The 25,749-nt window shown below is 59.5% G+C and carries 21 protein-coding genes; 9 read left to right on the top strand and 12 right to left on the bottom strand.

Features of this window, described 5'->3' with window-relative positions:
* The 3 genes from hisD to QP752_RS03710 all read right to left on the bottom strand — a co-directional run bounded on the left by hisD (position 1) and on the right by QP752_RS03710 (position 2,660).
* On the bottom strand, positions 1-1,314 hold the full coding sequence (gene hisD / locus QP752_RS03720; RefSeq protein ID WP_284804484.1) for a histidinol dehydrogenase: 1,314 nt from the start codon (positions 1,312-1,314) through the stop codon (positions 1-3).
* A 132-nt stretch (positions 1,315-1,446) separates the two neighbouring features.
* Complete coding sequence (locus tag QP752_RS03715; protein ID WP_256041667.1) at positions 1,447-1,980, bottom strand: hypothetical protein; 534 nt, start codon at positions 1,978-1,980, stop codon at positions 1,447-1,449.
* The gene (locus QP752_RS03710) at positions 1,971-2,660 is read right to left on the bottom strand and encodes a hypothetical protein (RefSeq protein WP_070362246.1); all 690 of its coding nucleotides are present in this window, start codon (positions 2,658-2,660) and stop codon (positions 1,971-1,973) included. Before QP752_RS03710 ends, QP752_RS03715 begins: the two co-directional genes overlap by 10 nt.
* Positions 2,661-2,830: 170 nt before the next feature.
* Here QP752_RS03710 and QP752_RS03705 point away from each other — a divergent pair, with 170 nt between their 5' ends.
* From QP752_RS03705 to QP752_RS03680, 6 genes are all read left to right on the top strand, one after another.
* Positions 2,831-3,424, top strand: coding sequence for a TetR family transcriptional regulator (locus QP752_RS03705; RefSeq protein WP_256041666.1), 594 nt, complete (start codon positions 2,831-2,833; stop codon positions 3,422-3,424).
* Between the two features lie 63 nt (positions 3,425-3,487).
* The gene (gene glgX, locus QP752_RS03700) at positions 3,488-5,671 is read left to right on the top strand and encodes a glycogen debranching protein GlgX (RefSeq protein ID WP_252930770.1); all 2,184 of its coding nucleotides are present in this window, start codon (positions 3,488-3,490) and stop codon (positions 5,669-5,671) included.
* Between the two features lie 93 nt (positions 5,672-5,764).
* Positions 5,765-7,168 carry an exonuclease domain-containing protein gene (locus tag QP752_RS03695; protein ID WP_252930769.1) on the top strand — a complete coding sequence of 468 codons (1,404 nt, stop codon included), beginning with the start codon at positions 5,765-5,767 and terminating at the stop codon, positions 7,166-7,168.
* A gap of 228 nt (positions 7,169-7,396) precedes the next feature.
* Complete coding sequence (locus QP752_RS03690; RefSeq protein WP_252930768.1) at positions 7,397-7,810, top strand: hypothetical protein; 414 nt, start codon at positions 7,397-7,399, stop codon at positions 7,808-7,810.
* Between the two features lie 47 nt (positions 7,811-7,857).
* Complete coding sequence (gene treY, locus QP752_RS03685) at positions 7,858-10,365, top strand: malto-oligosyltrehalose synthase (protein ID WP_284804483.1); 2,508 nt, start codon at positions 7,858-7,860, stop codon at positions 10,363-10,365.
* 25 nt (positions 10,366-10,390) lie between these two features.
* The gene (locus tag QP752_RS03680) at positions 10,391-11,428 is read left to right on the top strand and encodes a GTP pyrophosphokinase family protein (RefSeq protein WP_070362242.1); all 1,038 of its coding nucleotides are present in this window, start codon (positions 10,391-10,393) and stop codon (positions 11,426-11,428) included.
* Here QP752_RS03680 and QP752_RS03675 read toward each other — a convergent pair.
* Genes QP752_RS03675 through QP752_RS03665 form a run of 3 tightly spaced genes read right to left on the bottom strand, consistent with a single transcriptional unit; the run spans position 11,425 to position 12,709 of the window.
* The gene (locus tag QP752_RS03675) at positions 11,425-11,811 is read right to left on the bottom strand and encodes an RNA-binding S4 domain-containing protein (protein WP_070362241.1); all 387 of its coding nucleotides are present in this window, start codon (positions 11,809-11,811) and stop codon (positions 11,425-11,427) included. The two genes, QP752_RS03680 and QP752_RS03675, sit on opposite strands and share 4 nt — an antisense overlap.
* Before the next feature lie 9 nt (positions 11,812-11,820).
* Positions 11,821-12,054 (bottom strand): hypothetical protein, encoded by a 234-nt coding sequence (locus QP752_RS03670; protein ID WP_070362240.1) that lies wholly within the window; start codon positions 12,052-12,054, stop codon positions 11,821-11,823.
* A 10-nt stretch (positions 12,055-12,064) separates the two neighbouring features.
* Entirely contained in the window at positions 12,065-12,709 is a 645-nt protein-coding gene (locus QP752_RS03665; RefSeq protein ID WP_284804482.1) for a YigZ family protein, read from the bottom strand.
* A 57-nt stretch (positions 12,710-12,766) separates the two neighbouring features.
* Between QP752_RS03665 and treZ the strand changes: the two genes are divergently transcribed.
* On the top strand, positions 12,767-14,551 hold the full coding sequence (gene treZ / locus QP752_RS03660) for a malto-oligosyltrehalose trehalohydrolase (RefSeq protein ID WP_070976595.1): 1,785 nt from the start codon (positions 12,767-12,769) through the stop codon (positions 14,549-14,551).
* Here treZ and ilvA read toward each other — a convergent pair.
* Complete coding sequence (gene ilvA, locus QP752_RS03655) at positions 14,535-15,824, bottom strand: threonine ammonia-lyase IlvA (protein ID WP_070478812.1); 1,290 nt, start codon at positions 15,822-15,824, stop codon at positions 14,535-14,537. The genes treZ and ilvA overlap by 17 nt on opposite strands.
* A 194-nt stretch (positions 15,825-16,018) precedes the next feature.
* Here ilvA and QP752_RS03650 point away from each other — a divergent pair, with 194 nt between their 5' ends.
* Together QP752_RS03650 and QP752_RS03645 are read left to right on the top strand one after the other, a co-directional pair.
* Positions 16,019-16,477, top strand: coding sequence for a hypothetical protein (locus QP752_RS03650; protein WP_070478810.1), 459 nt, complete (start codon positions 16,019-16,021; stop codon positions 16,475-16,477).
* 36 nt (positions 16,478-16,513) lie between these two features.
* On the top strand, positions 16,514-16,888 hold the full coding sequence (locus QP752_RS03645) for a hypothetical protein (protein WP_070362235.1): 375 nt from the start codon (positions 16,514-16,516) through the stop codon (positions 16,886-16,888).
* A gap of 80 nt (positions 16,889-16,968) precedes the next feature.
* On the opposite strand, the gene QP752_RS03640 is transcribed toward QP752_RS03645, so the two are convergent.
* The 5 genes from QP752_RS03640 to QP752_RS03620 all read right to left on the bottom strand — a co-directional run bounded on the left by QP752_RS03640 (position 16,969) and on the right by QP752_RS03620 (position 25,743).
* Positions 16,969-18,177 carry a cobalamin-independent methionine synthase II family protein gene (locus QP752_RS03640; protein ID WP_284804478.1) on the bottom strand — a complete coding sequence of 403 codons (1,209 nt, stop codon included), beginning with the start codon at positions 18,175-18,177 and terminating at the stop codon, positions 16,969-16,971.
* Positions 18,178-18,278: 101 nt separating this feature from the next.
* Positions 18,279-21,842, bottom strand: a complete 3,564-nt coding sequence (dnaE, locus tag QP752_RS03635) for a DNA polymerase III subunit alpha (protein WP_256041663.1) — start codon at positions 21,840-21,842, stop codon at positions 18,279-18,281.
* Between the two features lie 56 nt (positions 21,843-21,898).
* Positions 21,899-23,179, bottom strand: coding sequence for an ABC transporter permease (locus QP752_RS03630; RefSeq protein ID WP_070362232.1), 1,281 nt, complete (start codon positions 23,177-23,179; stop codon positions 21,899-21,901).
* On the bottom strand, positions 23,176-23,889 hold the full coding sequence (locus tag QP752_RS03625; RefSeq protein ID WP_070478973.1) for an ABC transporter ATP-binding protein: 714 nt from the start codon (positions 23,887-23,889) through the stop codon (positions 23,176-23,178). The genes QP752_RS03630 and QP752_RS03625 overlap by 4 nt, the downstream gene beginning before the upstream one ends.
* Before the next feature lie 186 nt (positions 23,890-24,075).
* Positions 24,076-25,743 (bottom strand): efflux RND transporter periplasmic adaptor subunit, encoded by a 1,668-nt coding sequence (locus QP752_RS03620; RefSeq protein WP_145945242.1) that lies wholly within the window; start codon positions 25,741-25,743, stop codon positions 24,076-24,078.
* Positions 25,744-25,749: the final 6 nt, after the last annotated feature.

Genomic DNA, 25,749 nt, shown 5'->3' with positions numbered 1-25,749 from the left:
TTACTTAGCTCCGTTTCCTCGTGCCTTAATGGATTCACCGTGTGCAGGAAGCTGCTCTTCCGCAGCCAGCACCATGATGTCCTCAGCAATTTCCGCCAACGCTGCCTTGTCGTACTCGATGAGATTGACAGGCTTCAGGAACGTCAGGGTGGACAGGCCGGGGTTGAAGCGCGCCGTCCCGGATGTCGGCAAGACGTGGTTCGAGCCAGCTGCATAGTCACCGAGTGGGACCGGTGAGTATGGCCCGACGAAAATTGCGCCCGCGTTTCGAACTCGCTCCGCAACCGCGCGAGCATCGCGCGTGTGCACCTCCAGGTGCTCTGCTGCGTAAACGTCTGCGACTGCGACAGCCTTCTCAATATCGTCGACCAGGATGATGCCGGATTGCTTACCGCCCAGCGCAGTAGAGGCGCGCTCAGCGTTGAGCGTTTCCTTCGAGCGCTGCTCAACGAGTTGGCCGACTTCCTGTGCCAGGGCCTCTGAGTCGGTGATAAGCACACTAGCTGCTTGCTCGTCGTGCTCTGCCTGCGAAATCAGATCGAGCGCCACGTATTCCGCATTCGCGCTATCATCGGCGATAACCGCGATCTCGCTTGGGCCGGCCTCCGCGTCAATGCCCACCGTGCCGTTGACTACGCGCTTCGCGGCAGCAACGTAGATGTTCCCCGGTCCGGTCACCATATCAACTGGTTCCAGGCCGTGGGCATCATCGCCGTACGCCAGCAATGCAATCGCCTGGGCTCCACCGACTGCCCACACTTCATCGACGCCGAGCAGCGCGCACGCGGCGAGCGTCGTTGGGTGCGGCCAGCCGCCGAACTCCTCCTGAGGAGGAGTGCAGACCACCATGCTGTCCGTCCCCGCCTCCTGCGCAGGAATCACGTTCATGAGCACGCTCGAGGGGTACACTGCCTTTCCACCTGGAACATAAAGTCCCACGCGCGAAACAGGAATAAATGTCTCGGTGACAGTTGCGCCATTCGCAAGCGTCGTAGTGTGTGGCTGCGGCTTCTGATCAGCGTGTACCTTGCGAATCCGCTCGATCGCGACTTCAAGCGCGGAGCGCAGCGCAGGATCAAGCTTGTCGACGGCCTCTTTGATCACCTCCGACGGCACCCGCACGGATGCTGGACGGATCCCGTCGAACTTCTCTCCGTATTCGAGTGCCTTTTCGGCACCGCCTACGCGAACCTCTTCAACGATCGGCGTAACTGCGGGAAGCACGGCATGGACATCAACGCCACCACGTGGCAGTGCCCTGCGAAGTTCGGCGGTCGTTGGGGTTGTCCCCCGGAGGTCGGTAACTCTCAGCATTTTCGTGTCTCCCAGATTCAACAAATGAGCACAATACGTACCGCAGCCATTGTATTCTCCGACAGGCGCGAAAAAGCTGTTCAGGCCAAAAAAGGCGTCACCCCAGAGCTTTCACCAAGGGAATAAGGTAGTTCACACTATTTCGGGGGTGTCGACTGCGCGGATCACCATCCTCGACCACGCGACGAGTCCTGTGGCGAATGGAGCGAGGCACAACGCCACTCCCGGGGCAACTATCGGAAACACGCTGAAGCGTTGACCGTCCTGGAAGCCGTCTGCATGCTCAGGCAAAGCTGTGAGCCAGCCCGAGACCATTCCGCCAACCGCCAATACAACGTATCCGGCGAGCGCGGCAACGATGAGCTGCCAGACAAACCATGCGAGCTGGCCCCCGCCTCGACGCGCTCGACCCGCAGCACCGACAACCAACCCGACTACCAACAACACCACCGCTAGCCAGCCGAGTCCAGCAAACTGCGCATTCTGGATCGTTTCCGTTTCATCGATCATGAACGATCCATCCGACACAACGGTCACTATCGGGGGACGCAACCACGCCCACGCTGCCCCACCGATTACACCGCTGACAAGCCCAGCGAAAAGGAGGCCGGCGCCAGCGTGGATCGTGGCGCGCGGCTTGGAGTCGAGCTGCTGTGCTAGTTGCACAGCTTCCAGCGACCGTCTTCGTGCGTGAAGAGCTGGGTCTGGGTCTTTTCGCCCTCGGAGTTATTCGACTTCACTGTCGCCGAAGCATGGTTGCCATCAACGCGGACGTCGCTCAGGGAAATTTCGGTCTTCGGGATCTCAATCGCCTGACCGGCCTCTTCCTGCATACGGGCAGCCTGCTCAATCACCTCGAGGGAAACGCCTTGGCGCTCCATCTCTTCCAGTGCGGGTTCGGTGATCTTCTTACAGGAGTTATCCAAGATGACGCGCGTCCACTTTTCGAAGGACTCCGGGTTGGTCACCTTGCGAACCACTTCCTCCATTTCCTTGCGCTGCTCTTCGGTGCCTTCTTTACCGCCCTCGATTGGCTCGAAGGTTGGAACAGCGAACTCTCCGTCCTCAAACGGATTCGCAATCGTTGGGATCGCACCGGGCTCCCCTTGTGCCTCCGTCTGCTTTTTGTCGTCGGACTTCTTCTCGCCCTTTTCGTCCTTCTTCGGCTCTTCCTTCGCCGAATTCTCGGCCTTATCTTTCTCAGAAGCCGCCGAATTCGGAGCGCTGGCAGCGGTGGACAGTCCGCCGCCCGCGGTCTCGTCATCAGAGCCACACGCAGTCAATGACATTGCCAATGCAACAACGGCAGCTGCAGCAACCTTGGAACCAGTGGTGGAAATCCTCACGACGTATCTCTCCTTACAGCGACCAGCACAACGGTTGTACCCGGCCTGTTACGTTAAAAATCGTTGATGCCAATTTTAACCACTCGTTTCTGCTGGCCCAATTACGCTCCGGTACAAAGTATCTGAACACTCTCTGTGAACTCGTTGTAAACGTCCACCCCCTCTCCACCATGAGACAGGTAACATGGGCACACATGCACCTGTCCGTGGATCAGATCACGATCACTGCGATGGATTTACTCAGGTCATATGGCTTAGCCGATGTGTCAATGCGCAGGATCGCCAAGGAGCTCGACGTCGCACCGTCAGCGCTGTATTGGCATGTGGCAAGCAAACAGGACCTTGTGGCTCGCCTGGCAGAGCACATCGTTGCGCCCCTCACAACCTCCTCCTCACCAGCCACATCCACGAGTGAAGCAGCCAGAATGCTCCGTAACTGCCTGCTCAGCATTCGAGATGGTGCTGAGGTGACGGTCACAGCGGTAGGCAATCCGGAGTCTCCGATACACTCCCAACTCCAGCGCTTTTTCATCACATCATTGGCTATGGAAATCGAAGGGGCGTCGACACCTCAGCTCCGCGCAACCGCCGATGCTCTCCTACACCTGATCCTTGGCAGTGCCCTCGTCCAGCAAACTGAATCCCAGCTGGTAGCGGCTACGAATGCAAGCGAAACATTGCCACAATCACAGACCATTGAGAGGGACGACTCGTTCGCATTTTCCGTCGATCTCATCATTCGGGGGCTGCAAGCGGGCTGCTGATTGCCAGGCTGGTGAGGGTTTCGCAATGCGGGAACCCCCGGGGGTGCACTATGGTGATTCCTTATGATTCAAAGCTCTACTTCCCCAAAGCCCGCGAACGATATCGTCGTGTGGCCTGGTTCCCCATACCCGCTAGGTTCTACCTATGACGGTGCCGGAACAAACTTCACGCTCTTTTCAGGAGTTGCGGAGAAGGTTGAACTTTGCCTTATCGACGACGAAGGCGCCGAAACTCGCATCGAACTTGAAGAGGTAGACAACCACGTGTGGCACGCCTACCTTCCAGGAATTACACCTGGACAGCGCTACGGCTACCGCGTCCATGGTCCGTGGGATCCAGCGAACGGCAAGCGCTGCGACGCGAACAAGTTGCTCGTCGACCCCTACGCGCGCGCTTTCGACGGCGAGTTCTCACAGCATTCTTCGCTGTTTTCCTATGACATCAACGCAGACGCTCCCGGAACGGGCCGCAACGAAGAAGACTCGCTGGGCCATACGATGCTCTCTGTCGTCATCAACCCGTTCTTCGACTGGGGCGATGACCGCGCACCACGCATCCCGGATGAGGAAACCGTCATCTACGAATGCCACGTCAAAGGCATGACCCAGACGCACCCTGACGTACCCGAAAACCTCCGCGGCACCTACGCAGGCATGGCACACCCAGCAGTGGTCAATTACCTCAAGGATCTGGGTGTGACGTCTGTCGAGCTCCTGCCTGTCCACCAGTTCTTGCAGGATGGGCGTCTGCGCGACCTTGGTCTGCGTAACTACTGGGGCTACAACACCTTTGGATTCTTCGCCCCCGAGAACAACTACGCAGCTGCTGCGCAGCCGAGCGACGCCGTCGCCGAGTTCAAGGGCATGGTGCGGGCGTACCACGAGGCAGGCATGGAGGTCATCCTTGACGTCGTGTACAACCACACTGCTGAAGGCAACCACCTCGGCCCCACCATTGCTTTCCGCGGCATCGACAATGAGGCCTACTACCGCCTGGTGAACAACGACAAGTTCCACTACATGGACTACACAGGCACCGGAAACTCATTCAATGTGCGCGACCCTCACTCACTGCAGCTCATCATGGACTCTTTGCGTTACTGGGTCACTGAGATGCACGTCGATGGTTTCCGTTTCGATCTAGCTTCGACCCTTGCACGCGAGTTCTCTGACGTCGATCGTCTGGCAACATTCTTCGACCTGGTCCAACAGGACCCGGTAGTCTCCCAGGTCAAGCTGATCGCCGAGCCGTGGGATGTCGGCGAAGGCGGCTACCAAGTTGGTAACTTCCCTGCGCTGTGGAGCGAGTGGAATGGTAAGTACCGCGACACAATGCGAGACTTCTGGCGTGGTGAACCAGCGACACTTGGTGAGTTCGCATCGCGGCTGACCGGTTCTTCGGACCTGTACCAGCACAACGATCGCCGCCCGACTGCGTCAATTAATTTCATCACTGCACACGACGGCTTCACGCTCAATGACTTGGTTTCCTACAACCACAAGCACAACGAAGCGAACGGCGAAGACAATCGCGACGGTGAAAGCCATAACCGTTCCTGGAACTGTGGCGTCGAGGGCCCGACGGATGACCCCGAGGTGAATCAGTTGCGCGCCCAGCAGCGTCGCAACTTCTTGACGACGCTCCTGCTCTCCCAAGGCACGCCCATGATCTCCCATGGAGACGAGCTGGCCCGTACCCAGGGTGGCAACAACAACGTCTATTGCCAGGACAACGAGATTGCGTGGATGGATTGGACACAGCTCGACGACAGCGAACAGCTGCACGAGTTCACCAAGCGCCTGATCGCTATCCGCAAGGCCCACCCGGTCTTCCGCAGGCGCCGGTTCTTGGAAGGCGGCGCGCTGGGCACGGATGCTGTCGACCGCGAAATCGCCTGGTTGGTGCCGTCCGGCGAGCTGATGACGCAATCCGACTGGGACTTCGCGTTTGGCAAGGCACTGATGGTTTACTTCAATGGCGACGCCATCGCAGAACCGGATGCTCGCGGTCAGCGTGTGCGAGACGATTCATTCATTCTGATGTTTAACGCCCACTACGAAGACATCGAATTCACGCTTCCTCCACAGGAGTTCGGATCAAGCTGGGAGGTGCTCATCGATACAACTGAGAAACTTGGCTACCCGGCGAGCACGCTGACAATCGGCGCCTCGGAGACCACAGTCGTCCCGGCGCGCTCTACAGTTGTGCTGAAGCAGGTAGGTGCCCCGGTTCGCGAGGACGCCTAACTCCAGGGGCTTGACCGCCGTCAGTTTCATGTCCGGTGGGTGAGTAGTATGTGTGCTACCCGCCTACCGGATTTTTGATTGGAGCCATACGCTGTGATTACTGCTTGCCGTGCGACGTTGAGTGTTTCGAATACGGAGCTGGTCGTCACCCCAACCCCCTTGGAGGCGGCACTGGCTGGCTCCAGCGAGCCCACGCGCATTCCGATAGAGGCAATCACAAAGGTTGACTTGACCGAAGGCGATGACTGGAGCACGGGCACCGTCAGTATCACGTGTAGCGACATCGTTGTAAACGTTGTTTTTGCGCCTGGCGCGGGCGCTGCGATGCGCGAGCTCGAGGATGCTATTTCTGCTGCACAGCGTGGCGACGCCCCGACGCAGGACGCGCAGCGAAGCGGTTCAAGCGGTTTTCCTGGCTTTGATTTCGTTGCGTTTGATGTGGAAACTGCCAACCAGAGGTGGGGTTCTATCTGTCAGATCGGTGCGGTGAAAGTCATTGATGGTGTAGAAACTGACCGCGTTTCTTGGTTGTGTATGCCTCCGGAGCAGTGGGCCGAGTTTGACCCCCACAACGTCGCTATTCATGGGATTCGTCGGGAGGACGTGGCAGACGCACCAAGTGTGGCTGACTGTATTGCGCAACTTGTCGAGTTCGCTGGTTCCCTCCCCCTTGTGGCTCACAATGCGCATTTTGATAGCACTGCGCTGTTTCAAGCTGCTGGTGCAGTCGGGATGGATGCGCCACAGGTGCTCTTCGCATGCTCGTTGGCGCAGGCACGCTCGTGCGACCTTGATGTTGAGAACCACAAGTTGCCCACCTTGGCGTCTCACTTCGGCGTGCCGCTGGAGCAGCACCACGACGCCTGCGCGGATGCTGCAGCCTGTGCGGGCATCATGGTTGGCCTGGCCCGTCGGGCGCACTACCAGGGTTCACTTGTTGGGTTTGTCCATGACGCTGGCTTCACTTTGGGCTCGATCGATTCCCATCGGGTGACTCCAGTGCTCAGGGACCGATCCGGCGCGGGCCGTGCACTGCAAGCAGAAAGCATCGCCAAGGGAGGCATGCAGGCAGCTGCCGCTGCAGTTCCTGCACCTGCTGGAAGCAACCAAGCGGGCCCCTCTAGAAAGAGCACACAGAAGCAGAGCAAGGGTCGCAAGCCAGCTCCGTGGCAAGCGGTGGCAACCCCGGACACGGTGCCAGAACCGGCGCTCGATGCTGATGCTTCCTCGCCATTGTTTGGGCAGCACGTCACGCTGACCGGTGAGTTTTCTCCATTTGATAAGGGTGCGCTGTGGCAAGGCATTGCTGCTCAGGGCGGCCAGGTGGGCAAGAACGTGACGAAGAAGACCACCATCCTCGTTGTTGGCGAATGGGGGTCAATGACCTCGAAGGAAAAGCGGGCTCGGCAGCTTATTGAGCAGGGCCAAGACATAGCAATCTGGAAGGCCGATCAATTGCTGGATGCCCTAGGATTGAACGAGCAACCACCGTTTTAAAACTTTTTTGGGAACCATCGGCGGGTTTGAACGGTCTAAGTACATATGACTACTCATATGCCCGCTCCGTGCGCCCCTTCAATGCTTGTACCCATTTTCCCCCGTCTGGCCCGACGTTGTGAAGTCACGTCGAGTTCTTCGCGTGCGTGGCTCACGCCAGGTTTCGGGGCTTCGACCGCTTACATCAGTTTGGCGCCCGGGTTGGTGTGCGTCTTTGACTCAGATTCGGTGGAGGGCCTGACGCACCAGTCCATTGGCGCGATGGGCTTGACGGTCCATCAGGCGTGGAACTCAGCTGCGCGCATGCTGAGCACCGATCTTCTCGAGGGCCGAGTGATCTTGGATTACCTGCCAGCGGAAAATTCGCTAGGGTTCGGAGCACCGAAGGGAGTTCAGGTGCAAAGCTCTGCTGGGTATGCGGCGTCTTGGCTCGCTCACCCGCAACTCTTCTCGACGCTCTATGCTCACGTTGATCGCGTACTCATGCCGCACAACGAACTGCTGTTTTATTCCCGCGATCAGCAAGAACTCTTCGTCTTCGACGCCACCTTGGAGGAAGTTCTGGCGTTCGCCAATCCGGAGCACGTCATGCGCTATTCGGTTGGCTTCCCCCTCTCTTGTGATTCTCGCGTCCGCAGCTAAGTGCGTCTTGAGCTACTAGGGTGGCTGGTAACTTCAAGGAGGACGTATTGCAAGCCCCAATTACATCAACCTACCGTCTCCAGCTGCGTGGCCCACAAGCCGATCCGTCGGGTCGCGCGTTCGGCTTCGACCAGGCAGCGCAGTGTCTGCCCTATTTGGAGTCACTCGGTATTTCCCATGTGTACCTCTCTCCTATCTTGCAGGCACTGCCGACATCGAATCACAACTATGACGTCACTGACCCGACTGTGGTCAACCCGGAACTGGGTGGACTAGCAGGCTTCCGGCGCTTCGTGGAGGCAGCCAGAAAACTCAACCTTGGCGTGATCATCGATATCGTGCCGAACCACCTGGGTGTCGCTTCCCCGCAGCTCAATAGCTGGTGGTGGGACGTTCTCAAGCATGGTCGCGACTCTGAGTACGAGCGCTACTTCGATATCGATTGGCACGCTGACAACGGGGCGGGCGGGAAGCTCGGCCTGCCGATCTTCGGGAAGGAACACGACGAAGATGCTCTCACGCTGCGCTATTTGGATCAGGACAACCCCGAAAGCGACATCGTGCTGGCCTACTACGACAACGTATTCCCACTCAAGCCAGGCACCTGCTCTTCCCTCGACGACGATCCGAAGAAGGTCTACGAGCGTCAGTCCTATAAGCTGATGTTTTGGCGCGACGGCATCATTTCTTATCGCCGATTCTTCTCTGTCAACGGGCTTGCGGGCATCCGACAAGAGGACCCCGCGGTCTTTGAACACACGCATGCGATCATCCGCCAACTTGTGGCTGAGGATCTGATTGACGGCGTCCGCGTCGACCACCCGGATGGACTCACGGACCCTTTCGGGTACTTGTCACGGCTTCGTGATGTTGTTGGTCCCGATCGCTGGCTGGTCGTCGAGAAGATCTTGGAGGCCGACGAGCCGCTCGACCCACGCCTGCGCGTCAACGGCACAACTGGCTACGACGCGCTTCGCGAGCTCGACGGCATCTTCGTCAACCAGACGGCCGAGGATACACTCAGTATGCTCGCACTGCGCCAATCGGGCTCCACGTGGGATCAGGCGGCGCTTGATGCCGCGGCGCTACAGCTCAAGCGTGAGGTGGCAACGCACGAGCTTCAGGCGGAGGTTCGCCGTCTCACGCGCGCTATTCGGCGCGATAACTTTTCGACGGCCGGCTCCGCCGTCTCTGACGAAATCCTCGTTGACACCGTCATTGCATTAGTCGCAGCCATCCCCGTCTACCGCGCCGATTACCGATCACTGTCGAGGATCACGGCCACCGTGGTGGCCGATATGGCACAACGCTTCCCTTCCCGGCGCGACGCCCTCGACCTCATCGCGGCTGCCCTGCTCGCTGAAGGTGAGGCAAGCACCCGCTTTGCGCAGGTGTGTGGTGCGGTCATGGCGAAGGGGGTCGAAGACACGTTGTTCTATAGGGCGAACCGGTTGGTGGCGCTGCAGGAAGTAGGCGGCGCTCCTGGCCGCTTCGGAGTGGGCGCGGCGGAGTTTCACCTGCTACAGCAAGAGCGTGCTGAGCTGTGGCCGCAGACGATGACGACGTTAAGCACCCACGACACGAAGCGTTCCGAGGATACGCGCGCGCGGATGCTGGAGATCGCCGAAGTACCAAACGCGTTTGCGGAGTTAGTGAACACGACGACAGCGCTGTTGCCTCCGCCAGACCACGCCACGGCGCATTTCTTACTGCAGAATATCGTGGGGGTTTGGCCTGCGGATGGGATTGTTACGGAGTCGCTTTCGCAGCGGCTGCATGATTACGCGATCAAAGCAGTGCGTGAGGCAGCGCTGCATACGAGCTGGTTCGACGCTGATGAGGCGTATGAGCAGCAGGTGCTCGATTGGGTAAACGCAGTGCTGGCGGGGCCTGCAACGTCACTGATCACGGACTTCGTGGCGACTCTCCACGAGGGGGCCGTCGCGGTATCACTGGGACGCAAGGTGCTCCAGCTTGCCGGCGCTGGCATTCCTGATACCTACCAGGGCATGGAGTTTTTCGAACCCACACTCGTAGACCCGGACAACCGAAGCTTCATCGACTACACCGCACGCACGCAAACGCTGCACCGGTATCTCGATGCACGGCAGCAACCGCAGTTCAATCTGGGTGACTTCTTGGGCTGCGAGCAAGACGGTTCGCCGGGCCGGTCCTGGCCCGGCCTATCCGAGTCTGTTGACGCCGCCAAGCAGCTGGTTATCCGTGAATGCCTTACGGCACGAAAGACCACGCCGACCTTGTTTACCGAGGGGAAGCACCGCGCGGTGTTTGCGGTCGGCCCATCCCAGCAGCACTTTGTCGGATTCGCTCGTGAGCACCGGGATACGGCCGAGATTGGTGTGATTGCGGTTGCAACCCGAAAGCCCCTTGAACTTGCGCGCCGGGGTGGCTGGGAGGACACCACACTGACGCTGCCGCAGGGCTCCTGGTTCGAGCGGTTCACCGGTAGAGAGTTTCACGGCACAGTCCCGGTCGGAGTCCTGCTCGAGTACCTTCCTACTGCGCTGTTGGAGCGTCGAGAGGCCGTCGAATAGCAACGGTGGGTACACTGTTGTGCCGATGAACACGAAGCACAATGACACAATCGCGCAACTCGGCAACACCTACTTCGCGTGGCTACGGCAACACGAAGGGGTTGCCGAGGAGTTTCGTCATGCGCTCCACGAGCTTATGATCGACGCCGGTATCAACTTTGACCGCGTCGATGTGCGTATCAAAAGCTGGCCTTCGCTGAAAGAGAAAGCTAAGAAGCGTCGTGGTGGAAAGATTGTGTACCCGGACCCGTGGAACGACATCCGTGACCTCATCGGGGCCCGTATCACCGTGATGCATTCCACCGAAATACCAGCAGTGCTTCGCTTGCTTGCGGATCAGTTCGACGTGCTTCGTAGCGTGGACAAGGCTCAGGAGACGAGGGTGTCGGGCACGTTCGGATACGGCTCGCACCACCTGGTGCTCCAGGTAGGTGAGCATAACGAGGAGCTCGAACACTACCGCGGGCAAGTCTTCGAGGTGCAAGTACGGACGGTGCTACAGCACGCGTGGGCGGAGTTCGAGCACGATGTGCGCTACAAGCGCTCTCACGGCGAGCTGGACCCACAAATTGATCGCGCGTTCACGCTCGCAGCCGGGCTTATCGAACTTGCGGATCAGCAGTTCGACCAAATCGCAGAGCTGTCCAACCCGCAAAAACAGAGCCCGAGCGCTCCCGATACCGCAGCGGCATTGGCACCAGAGACGCTCCCCGGCGTGCTCACCGTGATCCTTGGGGCGTCGTTTCCCCTGTCCCGCGTTGATGATTACAGATTCTTGCACGAGCTACTCAGCGCCGACGGCATCGAAACAGTCTCTGCTCTCGCGGAGTTAGCGAACCCGGCAGACATCGAAGCCGTGCAGAACACGCTGCAGACGCGGTTCACCCCAGGCCAAGTCAGGCTTGTCGACGACCTCCTGCTGAACAAGTACGGGCAGGAGCACATCAACCGCACGTGGGAAAGCGGAAACCGGCCATTACTACGCAAACGCAAACTTACACGCAGGCTCACCCAACTCCGTGAGGGCGGCGCCCCGCAAACAAACTCGGGCGAGAACGCCTAGAAGCTGTTGCGCCCCCGCAGGCGGTCGAGCTGCCTGCGCTCTTTCTTCGTCGGCCGACCTGCCCCACGATCCCGTACGGGCAGCGCACCTAACACCTCCGATGCCACAGGAGGTGGGGAGTGGTCTACATAGCAGGTCGTGGCGATTTTCGCCCCGGCGCGCTTCTGCAGCGTCTGGGTGACTTCCAGGTCAAGGTAGCGGTGGTCCTTCCACACCTTGAGCCGATCCCCTGGCACGACTTGTGCTGAGGGCTTGACTGCTTTGCCATTGAGCTTGGCATGTCCGGCGCGAACCGCCTCTGCGGACAACGAGCGCGTCTTAAAAATGCGGACAGCCCAGAGCCAGACGTCGATCCTCGTCGCGGTGGTATTTGGGCTAGTCATCGTGCTTGTTTAGTAGTTGTCGTGATGGTTTACGATCTTTTGCACCTTGCTCCAGTTGATATAGCCACCAACCACGCCAATGACAAGGCACACGATAAACAGTTGCCACGAACCGGCAATCAGGCCGAGCGCTACACCAGCGCCAAGGCCACCGCCGGCCCACACGACTGCGTTCTTGGAGTAACGGCGTACCGCTTGCTTGCGGGATTCAATCGGATTCGATGGACGAGGCTGCATAGTCATGGTTCACAGTTTAGCGTGCAGATTCAATCCATTGGCTGCCTGCTTCTTCTGCCTCCGCTCGGCCCTGGGTGCTCGCTGCGAGTTGCGCGTCGAGTGCTTCGCGTTGTCCGGGGTCGTGCGCCAGCGTGTACGTGGCGGCGGCGCCGTACTCGACGTTGACAATGTCAAAGCCTGCGTTGCGCAGCTCGGCCTCGATGCGACCTGCCTCCGCGTGCGGCAGATCGACGCGCACGAGTTCCTTTGTACTACGCAGCACCCGCGGTACCAGTGGAAGCGTCTGCCCAACCGAGTCAGAGTAGGCGTGAACCAGCCCTCCTGCACCCAGCTTGATACCACCGAAATATCGGATCACGACAGCGGTGAGGTCAAGCATTTCGGAGCCGTGCAGCATATCGAGCATCGGTTTGCCTGCGGTGCCGGAGGGCTCCCCATCGTCGGATGAGCGTTCGACGGGCAGGGCGTCGTCGACGTTCAGAATATATGCGGAGCAATGGTGACGTGCATCGGGGTAGGTCTCACGGGCCCGCTGGATCAGGGCCCGCGCCTCGGCTTCAGACTGGGTGCGGCCAATCCAAGTGATGAATCGGGATCGTTTGATCTCGATCTCGTGAGTGGTGATGTCACCGGCGGCGGGCAGTTCGTACGATGTGCGCATAGTGCTTCCACTCTAAATCCATTGCGACGGTTATGGTACTTCCATACAGTTGGTGGTATGTCTAGCAAGCACACTCCGATGCCCCAACAATTTGGGGTGTGGGCTCCGAACGCGCACGGCGCGCGCCTGCACCTCCACGACAGCGAAGGGCCCCGCACGCTCGAGATGCAGCGTGACGAGACCCGCCGGGACTGGTGGGTGGTTCCGCGCGAAGTCGCCCAACCCGAAATTGGTGCGCGCTACAGCTTCTCCTTGCTTCGTGACGGCGAGTGGTCACAGCCACTACCCGACCCTCGTTCGCGCTTCCAGCCCGAGGGCGTCCACGGCCCATCAGAGGTGACCAGCAGCACGTTCGATTGGACGGATGATTCGTGGGAAGGCATCGCACTTCGCGACCAAGTCCTCTACGAGCTCCACGTGGGCACCTTCACGCCACAGGGGACGTTCGAGGGGGCCGTCGAAAAGCTTGATTACCTTGCCGAACTTGGCGTCAACTCCATCGAGTTGCTGCCGGTGCAGCCCTTCGCGGGTGCCCGCAACTGGGGCTACGACGGCGTGGACTGGTTCGCCGTGCAGGAATCGTACGGCGGCCCCGAGGGCCTCAAGACCCTTATCGACGCTGCTCACGCCCGCGGTATCGCCGTCATCCTCGACGTGGTGTACAACCACTTCGGCCCCGAAGGTAACTACAACGGCAACTTCGGTCCGTACACAACCGCAGGGCACACCGGCTGGGGTGACGTGATCAACCTGTCCGGTGCCCACTCGGATGAGGTCCGCGCATATGTACTCGACGCCGTGCTCCAATGGCTCGACGAGTTCCACGTCGACGGCCTGCGACTCGACGCGGTGCAGACCTACGACGATCGCCTGGCCTTCTCCATCATGGAGGAAATCAAGAACGTTGCCAACGAAGTTGAAGCTTCCACCGGCATCCCCCGCACCATCATCGCCGAATCGGAGCAAAACAACCCACGGCTCCTCGAGTCCCCGGAGCGCGGCGGCTACGGGCTCGACGCACACTGGCTTGACGACGTCCACCACGGGATCCACACGCTGGTCACCGGCGAGCGTGCCGGGTACTACGCCGACTATGGCACGCTCGAAATCCTGGCGGATACACTGCGCAACGGTTACCGCTTCCGCGAGGACTACTCCGTGTACCGCCAGCGTACCCACGGCAAGGCGCTCGACCTTGACCGCGTCGCACCGTGGCAGATGGTCACCTACACCACCGACCACGACCAGACCGGAAACCGCGCGAAGGGTGACCGCCCGTCGCAGTATCTCAGTGCGCGCAAGCAGGTCCTCAAGGCGGCCGTCGTACTCCTATCTCCATTCAGCCCGATGCTTTTCATGGGCGAAGAGTTCGGTGCACGCACGCCGTTCCCATTCTTTGTCTCGCACAGCGATCCACAGCTCCTGGAAATGACCCGCCAGGGGCGCATGAACGAGTTCGCCCGCATGGGATGGGACTCCTCAGCCGTCCCGGATCCTGCCGCGGAGGAAACGTTTACCTCCGCGAAGCTCGACTGGAACTTCGACGAGGAGCAGCTCGAGATCCTCAGCGCGTACAAGAAACTCATCGAGCTGCGCAAGCAGTACCCGATGGCGCGCGACGACCTCCGCCAGCTGACCGTAGATCACGGCCCAGCTCAGGGCGCAGACGACGCGTGGCTAACCATGGGTGACCAGGCAGTGCTGGTGGCAAACTTTGGGTCGGAGGGCACCGTCGCCCCAGTGGGCGGAACCCTGCTGTACACCTTCGGTGGCGCCGAGGTCTCTGCCGACGAAACCCGCTTAGAACCGTGGGCATTCGCCCTGGTTATGCCGACACAATAAAGTCATACTCTGGTGTGCCTGGCAGGAGGCGTCGACAATCAATGACCGACGCCTCCATCCGCTCAAGCAACGGCTCGAGGTCGCTAGCGCAAGAAAGCTCCAGGCCAACCAGTGCAGCACCGGTTTCTTTGTTGTTCTTCTTCAGGTACTCGAACAAGGCGATATCGTCGTTAGGCCCAAGGATGTCGGTAAGGAACGTGCGCAGCTGCCCTGGCTCCTGAGGGAAGTTCACCAAAAAGTAGTGCTTCAGTCCGCGGTGCACAAGCGAACGCTCCATGACCTCTGCGTAGCGCAACACGTCGTTGTTGCCACCAGAGATGATGCACACCACCGTGCTGCCCGGCTGCAGCTTCATCTGCGATAGTGCCGCCACAGACAGCGCGCCCGCAGGCTCCGCGATGATGCCCTCGTTTTGGTACAGCTCCAGCATCGACGTGCACACCGCGCCTTCTTTGCAACGCAGCAGGTGCGTGCGAGCAAGGTTTTCCTCAATAACAGCGAACGGGAAATCGCCGGTGCGCTTCACAGCAGCGCCGTCCACAAAGGACTCAATTTCCTTCAGCGTTACCGGATGTCCTGCCTCCAGGGCGGCCTCAAGCGACGGTGCGCCCTCGGGCTCAACGCCTACGACCGCAGTGCCAGGCACCATGTCGGACACATAGGAAAGCACGCCAGCCAGCAGTCCTCCCCCGCCGACTGGCACGAAGATGGTGTCCAGCTCGCGGCCCATAACTGACAACTGTGACACGATCTCCGCTGCGACCGTGCCCTGACCGATGACGGTATCGCGGGCGTCGAAAGGCTCGACCATGGTCGCGCCGCGCTCAGCAGCGTCCTTGCGGGCGGCCTCTGCAGCGGCGTCGAACGTGTCGCCTACAACGACCAACTCGATGTTTTCGCCACCGTGCACCAGGATTCGGTCTCGCTTCTGCTTCGGCGTTGGCTTCGGCACAAAAATCTTGCCCTGGATCCCCAACGCCCGACATGCGTAGGCCACACCCTGAGCGTGGTTGCCCGCTGACGCCGCAACGACGCCGGCTGCACGCGCCTCGTCACTGAGCCGTGAGATGCTGTAATACGCACCGCGAATCTTGTAGGAACGAACGTCTTGCAAATCTTCCCGCTTGAGGAAAATCTCGGCACCGTACTGCTGCGACAAACGGGGGCAGTACTGCAACGGTGTCGGCTCAATCACCGCAGAAATCTTCGACTGCGCTGCTTGAACATCTGCGGCGTGTACCGCGTGGAAAGCTGGCTGTTCCTGTTCACTCATAACAGCAAAGTGTATACCGCTGCACCACGTCTAGGTGATACTTTGCAGTAGTCAGTCCAAGCGGTCTAACTATTAAAATCGTCGCTTGTCTGCTAGATTTTCTAGCAACAATTCGTGGAAACCGTAGCATTTCATTGACATTGCTGTGGTTTCGCCTCGAATTCCTATCCTTTCAAACAACTTCAGGAGATTTCATGAAGCGCATTTCCACCGTTGCCGTTGCCGCCGCAACCGCAATCTCGTTGACCGTCGCCCCTGCGTTCGCAGAGGAGAACGCCCCAGCGAAGGACACCACGGCTCCAACCGCCGAGCAGACCCCTGGTGACACCAAGGATCAGAACACCCAGGAAACCCCTGACACCGGCAAGGAGTCCGACAAGAAGGACGAGGAGAAGCCAGGCGAGACCGAAAAGTCAGGCGAGACCGAGAAACCAGGCGACAACAACACGAATCCTGACACCAACAACAACACGAAGACGTCGGGCAGCTCTAAGGGACACGCCCTCGGCGCTTTCGCAGGCATCCTCGCTGCGGTCCTGACCACCGGCTTGATCGTCCTGTCCGACCCGACCGGCCTCAACAAGCTCATCGACATGGCAAATGCTCAGTTCCACCTGGGCCTCGGACACGTCCACGTGCCGAAGGTGTTCTAAGCTTCACCACTACTTCAGACAAACAGGGAGTTGAACGTGAATACACGCTCACTGGTCGCTCTTGCCATTACTACCGCCCTCGGTGGTGCTTGCCTCACGGCAAGCCCACTGATGGCACAAGAGAAGCAAGACACGCCGACCACGCAATCACGTGTTACTGCCACAGAAACAGCACCTGCTGTGACCGTGACGGTTACCGCTTCGCCAGTACCAAAGACCACGGAGCCACGAAAAGCTGAAGGCCCAAGCTCCGAAGCGATCAACAAAGGCATCATGACCGATGAAACTCGCGAGATTTTCAGCTATATCTCGGCTGGCATCGCACTCTTCGTCGGGCTGATTCAGATGATCACCGCGGCGATCAAGGCTATCCCTGGAGCGCAGGACAAACTGAAGTCCATGCTTAAGTAGCTGCGTAGCAAGTAGCGCTAAGGCCGGTGCCCTCCTCGGAAAGAGATGGGCACCGGCCTTAGCGCTTCTGCTACTTCCGATTAGCCGAAGAGCTGACGTGATGCAATCTCCGCGCCCTTCACCAGTGATTCCAGCTTCGCCCAGGCGATCTGGTGGTTCAGGCGCCCACCCAAGCCACAGTCTGCCGAAGCGATAACGTTTTCTGGGCCGACGACCTCGGCGAACTGAACGATCCTATCCGCAACCAACTGTGGGTGCTCGACAGCGTTCGTGCTGTGCGAAATGACACCCGGGTAAATAACGCTGCCCTCTGGCAACGCGTGGTCCTGCCAAACGCGCCACTCATGCGCGTGACGCGGCGATGCCCCCTCGAAGGAAAAGCCGCCAACCTCTGCCCGCAGGATCTCCTCGATAATGTCACCGAACGGTACGTCGGTAACGTGCGGGCCGTGCCACGAACCCCAGCAAATGTGCAGGCGAGTCAGTTCCTTCGGCAAGTCGCGGATGGACTCATTGATGGCGTCGATACGAATACGCAGCCACGCACGGTAGTCTTCCAGGGTCGGCTCGGGATTAATCTGATCCCAGGATTCCGCAAGGTCAGGTGCGTCGAGCTGCACGGTCAAACCGGCGTCGGTAATTGCCTTGTACTCGTGTGCCATCGCAGCAGCACACGCCTGTACGACTTCTTCGTCGGTGTTGTAATACTCATTCTTCAGACGGGCGGCGGAGCCTGGCGAAAGTGCTGCGACAAACCCCTGCGTGGCACCGGCGCGATCCATGGAGCGCTTCAGCAGTGCGACGTCCGTCTCAACTTCCTGCTGGCCAATGTAGGTAATCGGACCCGTGAACTTCGGGTTACCAACCTTCGCACGGCCAGTGAAAATGCCGGAGTGCGGGTCGGAGTACGCCTCGGAAAAGAGTGCGCGGTCTCGGCGATCAGCGAAGCTGGTCAACTCAATGTTTCCAGGCGTGGAACGCTTGATCTCCTGCGAGGCCCAGCGGTCCTCGTCGGTCATGGTCAGTCCACCAAGACGAGAGAAAGAGTAGTTCCACCAAGCACCGTAGTCGACCGCGCCAGAGGTGATGTGACCGTACTCACCCTCGTTGATGATGTCGATGCCCAGGTCAACCTGGCGCTGCACAACCTCGTCGATCGCGCGCTCAAGGATCTCCTTGAAGTCCTCGTCGTTGATTTGCTGCTCCGAACGAAGTTGGTTCGCTTCGAGCAGCTCAGGGGTGCGCGGCAGGGACCCAACGTGTGTTGTCAAAATCTTGTACTCGGACATATATTATGCTCCACTCATTCGCCTCTTAGCTGGTATTGATTCCAACGACAGAGTGTAGCCAAGCTGATTTTCACACCGGGGAATATATTCACTCCCCTCCACTAGCCGAGGATCCCAACCCCCATCGTCGCCTTCAGATCGCCCATTAAGCTCGCCGAACGCTCCACCCGCAGATGGTCGCCTAACACCATCATTTGCGTCTCGTCGCCATGTACAAGGTTCAGGTACACATCCGAGTCGCCCGGGTTGTTCTGCAGCACGCCCTTCAAACGCTGGATATTATCCACAGTGCACTGCTCGGTGCGCAGCGTGAGACGCAGTGGCAGCCCAGCACCGTTGCCTGGGCCCAGCTCCGGCGTTTTGACGTCGTCGCCGAACAGGCTCATGCGTTCGTCACGGATCGAGACGTGCGCCTTCACAAGGATGATATTGTCTTCCACAATTTGTGGCGCAACCAGCGAATACACCTTGTTAAACAGCAACACGTCAACGGAGGCGCCGTGGTGATCCTCAATCGTGACGATCGCCCAAGGGGAACCGTCCTTCTTCGAGAAACGCCGATCGACCGAAGAGATCAGACCGCCAATCGTTACCTCGGCGCCGTTTCGCAATTCGCCGGAGAGGATCGTCGTTAACTGAGTATCGGTCTGTGCGTCAATTGCTTCCTCGAAGCCGTCAAGCGGGTGGCCCGAGACATACAAGCCCAGCATCTCACGCTCGAGAGCAAGTTTGTGTTTCTTGTCCCACTCCTCATCCGGGATCTGCAGCGCAAACGCGTTGTCAGCAGCAACTGCGTCGTCACCTCCGAAGGAGGCGAACAGGTCGAACTGCCCCTTGTCAGCAGCCTTCTTCGTGGTAAGCACAGAATCGACGGCATCCTCCTGGATGAGCATCAATCCCTTGCGCGGGTGCCCAAGCGAGTCGAACGCACCGGCCTTAATTAGAGATTCAGTAATTCGCTTATTACATGGCAGTAGGTCAATCTTGTCGAGGTAGTCAGAGAAGCTCGTGAACTCGCCCTTCGTCCGGCGTGTCTCCTTAATCGACTCAACAACTTCGACGCCGACATTACGCACCGCCGCGAGGCCGTATCGAACGTCCTCGCCAACAGCCATAAAGTTCTCTTCGGAAGCATTAATATCTGGCTGGAGCACGGAAATGCCAAGGTGGCGGCAGTCGGAAAGGTAGATCGCCGACTTGTCCTTCTTATCGCCCACCGAGGTCAACAACGCTGCCATGTACTCAGCGGTGTAGTTCGCCTTCATGTACGCCGTCCAGTAGGACACTAGCGCGTAACCTGCAGCGTGAGACTTGTTAAACGCGTACGAGGCGAACGGCTCAATAATCTGCCACAGTGCGTCCATCGCGCTCTTGGAATAGCCGTTGTCCTGCATCCCCGACCAGAACTTCTCGTACTGCTGCGCCAGCACCTCTGGCTTCTTCTTACCCATGGCCTTACGGAAGCCGTCTGCCTCACCAGCGGTGTAGTTCGCAACCTTTCGGGAGATCTCCATGATCTGCTCCTGGTACACGATCAAACCGTAGGTTTCGTCCAGGATGTCCTTCAGTGGCTCCTCAAGTTCCGGGTGGATGGCCGTAATCGGCTTGCGGCCGTTCTTACGGTCCGCGTAGTCCCAGTGGGCGTTCATGCCCATCGGGCCTGGGCGATACAGCGCGAGCGAAGCGACGATGTCCTTAAAACCAGTCGGGCCCATGCGCTTGAGCAGCTCTTGCATGCCACCCGAGTCCAGCTGGAACACGCCAAGCGTATCGCCGCGAGAGAGCAACTCGTATACCTTCGGGTCATCAGTACTCAACGACTCAAGGTCGACGGTCTCGCCGCGGTTCTTCTTCACGTTTTCCAGTGCGTCGCCAAGCACGGTGAGGTTTCGCAGGCCAAGGAAGTCCATCTTCAGCAAGCCGATGGCCTCACACGCTGGGTAGTCCCAACCAGTAATGATCGCACCGTCGGCAGGCCGCTTCCACATCGGGATGTGGTCCATCAAAGGCACCGACGCCATAATCACGGCACAAGCGTGCACGCCTGCCTGGCGCACAGTACCTTCAAGGCCACGCGCAGTCTCGTAGATGCGGGCTACATCCGGGTCAGTCTCAATCATGGAGCGCACCTCGGTCGCCTCGTTGTACCGCGGGTGTTCCGGATCCGTAATACCTGCCAGCGGAATGTCCTTCGCCATGATCGCAGGAGGCAGCGCCGCGTTAATACGGTCCGCCATCTGGAAGCCGGGCTGGCCGAAGTTCACCTTGGCCGAGTCCTTAATAGCCTGCTTCGTCTTAATCGTGCCGAAGGTAATCACCTGTGCGATCTTGTCCTCGCCCCAGCGCTCTGCAGCGTACGTGATCATTTCCCCGCGTCGGCGGTCGTCGAAGTCGATATCAATATCAGGTGCCGACGGCCTCTCCGGGTTCAAGAACCTCTCGAAGAGCAGGCCATGCTCCATCGGGTCAATGTTCGTGATGGTCAGCGCGTACGCCACAAGCGCACCCGCCGCGGAGCCACGGCCCGGCCCGACGCGAATGCCGACCTCGCGCGCATGCTTGATCAGCTCGGCAACGATGAGGAAGTAGGACGGGTAGCCCTTCATATCGATGACGTCGATCTCGTAGTTCGCGCGCTCGATGTATTCCTCCGGCACCTCCCTGCCCTCGAAGCGCGCCTGCAAACCACGCATCACTTCCTTGCGCAGCCACGTTGTTGGGGTCTCCCCTTCCGGCACGTCAGCCACCGGCATCCGGTCGTGCGGATGTTCCTCCCACAGCTCGCTGTAGTCACCGACACGCTCCGCAATCCACAGGGTGTTATCGCAGGCGTCAGGCACCGTAGAGTCCCACAGGTCGCGCATCTGCTCAGCTGACTTGATGTAGTAGCCGGTGCCGTCGAACTTAAAGCGGTCCGGGTCCATCAGCGTCTTGCCGGTCTGCACACACAACATGGCCTCGTGCGCCGGCGCCTGGGACTCCAGGACGTAGTGACAGTCGTTCGTCACCAGTGGCGGAAGGTCGAGCTCCTTGCCGATGCGCAGCAAGTCATTGCGTACGCGCTGCTCAATATCCAGACCGTGGTCCATGAGCTCGAGGAAGTAGTTATCACGGCCGTAGATGTCCTGCCACATCGCCGCGGCCTCAAGGGCCTCACGGTACTGGCCAAGCCGCAAACGGGTTTGCACATCACCCGACGGACACCCCGTGGTGCCGATGATGCCGTCGGCATGTTCGGCGACGAGCTCCGCATCCATGCGCGGCCACTTACCAAGCTGCCCCTCGTACGAAGCCAGCGACGAGAGCTTGAACAGATTGCGCAGGCCGGTCGCGTTTTCTGCCAGCATCGTCTGGTGCAGATACGCACCGGAGGCGGACACATCGTCGCGCTTCTGGTCAGGGGTGCCCCACAGCACGCGCTTCTTATTCAGGCGCGACTCCGGCGCCAAGTAGGCCTCGATGCCAATGATCGGCTTCACCCCCGCGTCCACCATCTGGCGGTAAAACGCGTTCGAGCCGAACATATTACCGTGGTCAGTCATGCCCACCGCGGGCATGCCCTGGCGCACAACCTCCTCCGCAAGCATGTCAACTTTCGCCATGCCGTCGAGCATCGAAAACTCGGTGTGGTTATGCAGGTGGACGAAGGAAGATTTTTTGGCCATGCGCTTCATCTTATCCAGACTTCGGACACGGCCAAAAGAGCCAGCAACCAGCGAACTTATTCGTAACGCAAAGCATCAATAGGCTGCATCTTTGCAGCCTTCGCGGCCGGATAGGCACCGAAGAAAATACCGGTTGCCAGCGAAAACCCGAGCGCCAGCACAATTGCGCCGAGCGGCGGCCAAGTAAAGGCATCGAACGCGGCCGTCGCGATCATGCCAATCGCCCCGCCCAGAATCACACCGATGATGCCGCCAATCAGGCACACCAGCATCGCCTCGACGATGAACTGTGTACGGATATCGCTTTGCTTGGCGCCCAACGCTTTGCGCACACCGATCTCCCGCGTGCGCTCAGTGACGGTGATCAGCATGATGTTCATCACACCGATACCACCGACCAGCAAAGAGATACCGCCGATCGCGGAAAGCACCGTCGACATGATGCGGAATACGCTCGTCAGCTCTTCCAAGCTCGAGGAAAGATCCACCACCTCAATGGTGTAATCCTCGTTATTGGCGTACCAACGGTCCATGTAGTGTTGCAGGTCGGCCTGGAAGGTCTTCGCGTCTTCATCCGGCGCCGATTGCACCGAAAATGACGTGAACCAGTCGCTGTCAAGCCCAACGCGATCTGCAGCGGTGAGCGGGATATAGATGTCCGCAAACTGTTCTGCGGCACCAAACATTCCGCCGCCTCGGGAATCTTCCTCGCCATCGAGCACGCCCACGATAGTGAACACTGCCGGCTGGTCGTCTACAACCACATCGATGCGCTTGCCCAAACTGGCTTGGGCGTTGCCGTCGAAGAGGGCGTCGATAAGCGAGGGGCTCACGACTGCGAGCGGCCGGTGCCCATCGATGTCATCCTGGGAAATCTCGCGGCCGAACTGCACTTCGATGTTTCGCACCTTCATCGAGTCTGCAAGGACCGGCTTGACGTTCGTGGACACAGTTGTGTCATCGGAGACCACTTCCCCACTCGTGGAAACATCGATGTCCACGCCCTGGATACGGTCCCCAAATGCCTGACGCAGCTCATCGAGCTGCTCGGGAGTGACTGCGTTGCGCTCATCGGATGGTGGCGCGTAAGAAAACGCCGCGAAGGGATCCTCGGATGCATCCGCGTCATCGGGACGCTCATGCACCATCACCGGGTGCGTCGTAGTGCCGACGCCTTCAAGCCCCGACATCACCTGGCGCTCCAGACCACGGCCGAGCGTCATAATAATGACCACTGCCATAATGCCGATAATGATGCCCAGCAGCGTCAGCAACGAGCGAAGCTTATTCTTGCGAAGCGACGAGGAGGCAAGCTTGATTGACTCTCCTACGTTCATGGCCTCGCCCCCAGTGGGGCGCGAACCTGCGCGATGCGCCCGTCCATCATCTCTACAATGCGGCCAGTTTCTTCTGCCAACTCAGGGTTGTGCGTGATGAAGACGATGGCTTTACCAAGGTCGTCGTGCAGCTCGTGGAAGAGGTCCATCACCATGCGGCCCGTCTTGGAGTCCAGGGCACCGGTAGGCTCATCCGCGAGCAGCAGGTCAGGGTCGTTCGCAAGGCTGCGAGCAATTGCCACGCGCTGCTTCTGCCCACCCGACAGTTCGTTCGGGTTATGGTGCAAGCGGTCGCCCATGCCCATCATGTTCAAAAGTTCAGCGGCGCGCTCCTCGCGCTCTTTCTTATCGACGCCCGCATACATCATTGGCATCGCCACATTTTGCAACGCGTCGATTCGACCGATCAGGTTAAAGTTCTGGAAGATAAAGCCGATGTTCTGGCTACGATACGCGGCCAGCTCGTTGTCCGACTTGGCGTACACCGGCTCGCCGTTGAACGCGTACGCGCCGTCTGTCGGCCGGTCGAGCATGCCAACCAGGTTCATCAGCGTCGACTTGCCGCAACCCGACGGGCCGACGATAGAGACAAATTCGCCCTGCTCTGCATGGAAGTCGATGCCATGCAGCACGGTCAGCTCGCTGGGCTCTCCGACGTTGTACGTCTTGACGATCCTGCGCATGTCAATGAGCAGACCGCTCTTCGACATCGCCTCTTGCCCTGCAGGTGTGTGCAGTGCTGGTTGAGGTTGCGCAACTGGCTCTGTCAGCGTTGGTACTTCGAGCTCCTCCGTCGAAGGCTCGGCGGCCTCAAACAACTCGTCGAACTCTGCGTCGGTGGCATCGTCCTGTACGCGTTGTCGGGAGTGCTTTCGGAAGGGATTCCGTGCCATCGCCTACCCCTCCTTTTCCGCTGGCGCGGAAGACTTCGGCGCTGCAGAAGACGTCGCCGGAGTGGTTGCAGCGGCACTGCCTGTCGGCTTCTTGTCCTTTGCGTTCTTTACCTGCTCAGGATCAAAGTTTTCGTCGTTGACCTTCACCGTGGAGCCAACCTTGTCCTTGAAGTTCTCAGGCCAGTTGATCACGATGTCGCCTGGCTTGAGCTCGCCCCCCGTGACAGCGACGTCAACGTCATTCTTCGCACCGGTCTTGACAGTGCGCTCTTCTACGACGCCGCTGGTGTCGCCGGGATTCTCCGTTGCGAGCACCAAAATCTTGTTCTCGTCGTAGACGGCGTCGCGAGGAATGTTGATGGAGTTCTTCGCCTCTTCAGTGATAATTTCAGCACGCACACTGCCACCGAGCAGCAGGCCTTCCTTGTCACCGGTGACTTCGATCTCAACGGGGAACATCACCGAGGAGCCTCCGCCGCTGCCACCTGCGGACATTGCGGCTGCAGCCTCTGCCCCACTACCAGCACTCGCGCCTGTGGAACCGACCGGGGAAACTCGCGTGACGCGCCCAGTGAACTTCTTCTTACCCGTCGCAGTCGAGGTGAACTCAACGCGGTTGTCCTGCTTGATCGCCGGGACGTCCGCCTCGCGCACGTTAGCGCGGATCAACAGTCGGGAGTCATCTGCGATGCCAAGGACGCGACCCTGCGGGATATCGCCTACCTGCACGTCAACGTTTGTGACTACGCCAGCCATTGGAGCGTTAATCGTTGCTTCCTGCACTTGGAGCTGCAGCGTACCGTCGTCGTCAGCGGCAGAAGCATTCTCTGCTGCGCGCCACGCGGAATCAACCTGTGCCTGGAGCTGCTGCCGCTCCTGCCCGGCCTGCGCCTTGGCGGCCTCCAGCGCGGCTTGCGACTCCTGAAGTGCAGCTCGAGCCTGCTCCACGCTCAGCATCGGGACAGCACCCTGGCCGCCACCCGGAACTTGACCCGGCGCGGCCGGGGCTGCAGGAGGTGCCGTGCGGATGCCGTGGCCGGAACCGCCTGGCAGACGGGAGGACAAATCGCCGGCCATCTTTTGAACGTGGGCTGCGATCTTCGGCGAAGCGATCATCCGTGCGCCACCCTGCGCGGCAAGCGCAGCATCAAGCGCTGCCTGCGCCTGATCCACCTGGGCCTGCGCCTGAGCCACGGCCGGGTTGGAGCCGTTTGCCATCGCCTGGTCGTACGCGTTGAGCTGACTCTTGGCCTGCTCGACGCCCTGCATCGCTTCTGCCTGGGCACTCGCCTGCTGCTTTTCTTGCTTGGCAAGTTGGCGCTGCAGCGCGTCGGTGTTCATCTGCACCAAGAACTGATCTTTAGCGACGCGGTCGCCTGGCTGCACTGCGAGCCGTTCGACCTCGGACTGCAGCGCGGTCGTGATGCTCACTGAGCGAATCGGCGCAATGTTGCCATTGACCACGATGCTATTGGTGAGGTTTTCCTCTGCAGCGATCGTGTAATCTCCGGCGAGCAAACCATCGTGCCCGCCATCATCACCACCGCCAATAGCGCCACACGAGGCAGCGAATAACGCCGCGGTGGTAGCCAACGCTACCCCCGCAATTCGTGTCTTCGAGAATCGCTGACGCTGCGGGCTTCGGGCGTTGACTCCAGGGTCGGAAACCAATGTCTC

The sequence above is a fragment of the Corynebacterium sp. UMB10321 genome, from assembly GCF_030228725.1.
Classification (GTDB): Bacteria; Actinomycetota; Actinomycetes; order Mycobacteriales; family Mycobacteriaceae; genus Corynebacterium; species Corynebacterium pseudogenitalium.
The sequence above is the reverse complement of the archived record's forward strand: the minus strand, read 5'-3'. Positions and strand labels throughout refer to the sequence as shown.

Excerpts from the sequence above, each read along its gene's own strand:
- hisD (WP_284804484.1), bottom strand. The coding sequence starts at position 1,314 with ATGCTGAGAGTTACCGACCTCCGGGGGACAACCCCAACGACCGCCGAA.
- QP752_RS03705 (WP_256041666.1), top strand. The coding sequence starts at position 2,831 with ATGAGACAGGTAACATGGGCACACATGCACCTGTCCGTGGATCAGATC.
- glgX (WP_252930770.1), top strand. The coding sequence starts at position 3,488 with ATGATTCAAAGCTCTACTTCCCCAAAGCCCGCGAACGATATCGTCGTG.
- QP752_RS03680 (WP_070362242.1), top strand. The coding sequence starts at position 10,391 with ATGAACACGAAGCACAATGACACAATCGCGCAACTCGGCAACACCTAC.
- QP752_RS03675 (WP_070362241.1), bottom strand. The coding sequence starts at position 11,811 with ATGACTAGCCCAAATACCACCGCGACGAGGATCGACGTCTGGCTCTGG.
- QP752_RS03670 (WP_070362240.1), bottom strand. The coding sequence starts at position 12,054 with ATGACTATGCAGCCTCGTCCATCGAATCCGATTGAATCCCGCAAGCAA.
- QP752_RS03665 (WP_284804482.1), bottom strand. The coding sequence starts at position 12,709 with ATGCGCACATCGTACGAACTGCCCGCCGCCGGTGACATCACCACTCAC.
- treZ (WP_070976595.1), top strand. The coding sequence starts at position 12,767 with ATGTCTAGCAAGCACACTCCGATGCCCCAACAATTTGGGGTGTGGGCT.
- ilvA (WP_070478812.1), bottom strand. The coding sequence starts at position 15,824 with ATGAGTGAACAGGAACAGCCAGCTTTCCACGCGGTACACGCCGCAGAT.
- QP752_RS03650 (WP_070478810.1), top strand. The coding sequence starts at position 16,019 with ATGAAGCGCATTTCCACCGTTGCCGTTGCCGCCGCAACCGCAATCTCG.
- QP752_RS03640 (WP_284804478.1), bottom strand. The coding sequence starts at position 18,177 with ATGTCCGAGTACAAGATTTTGACAACACACGTTGGGTCCCTGCCGCGC.
- dnaE (WP_256041663.1), bottom strand. The coding sequence starts at position 21,842 with ATGGCCAAAAAATCTTCCTTCGTCCACCTGCATAACCACACCGAGTTT.
- QP752_RS03630 (WP_070362232.1), bottom strand. The coding sequence starts at position 23,179 with ATGAACGTAGGAGAGTCAATCAAGCTTGCCTCCTCGTCGCTTCGCAAG.
- QP752_RS03625 (WP_070478973.1), bottom strand. The coding sequence starts at position 23,889 with ATGTCGAAGAGCGGTCTGCTCATTGACATGCGCAGGATCGTCAAGACG.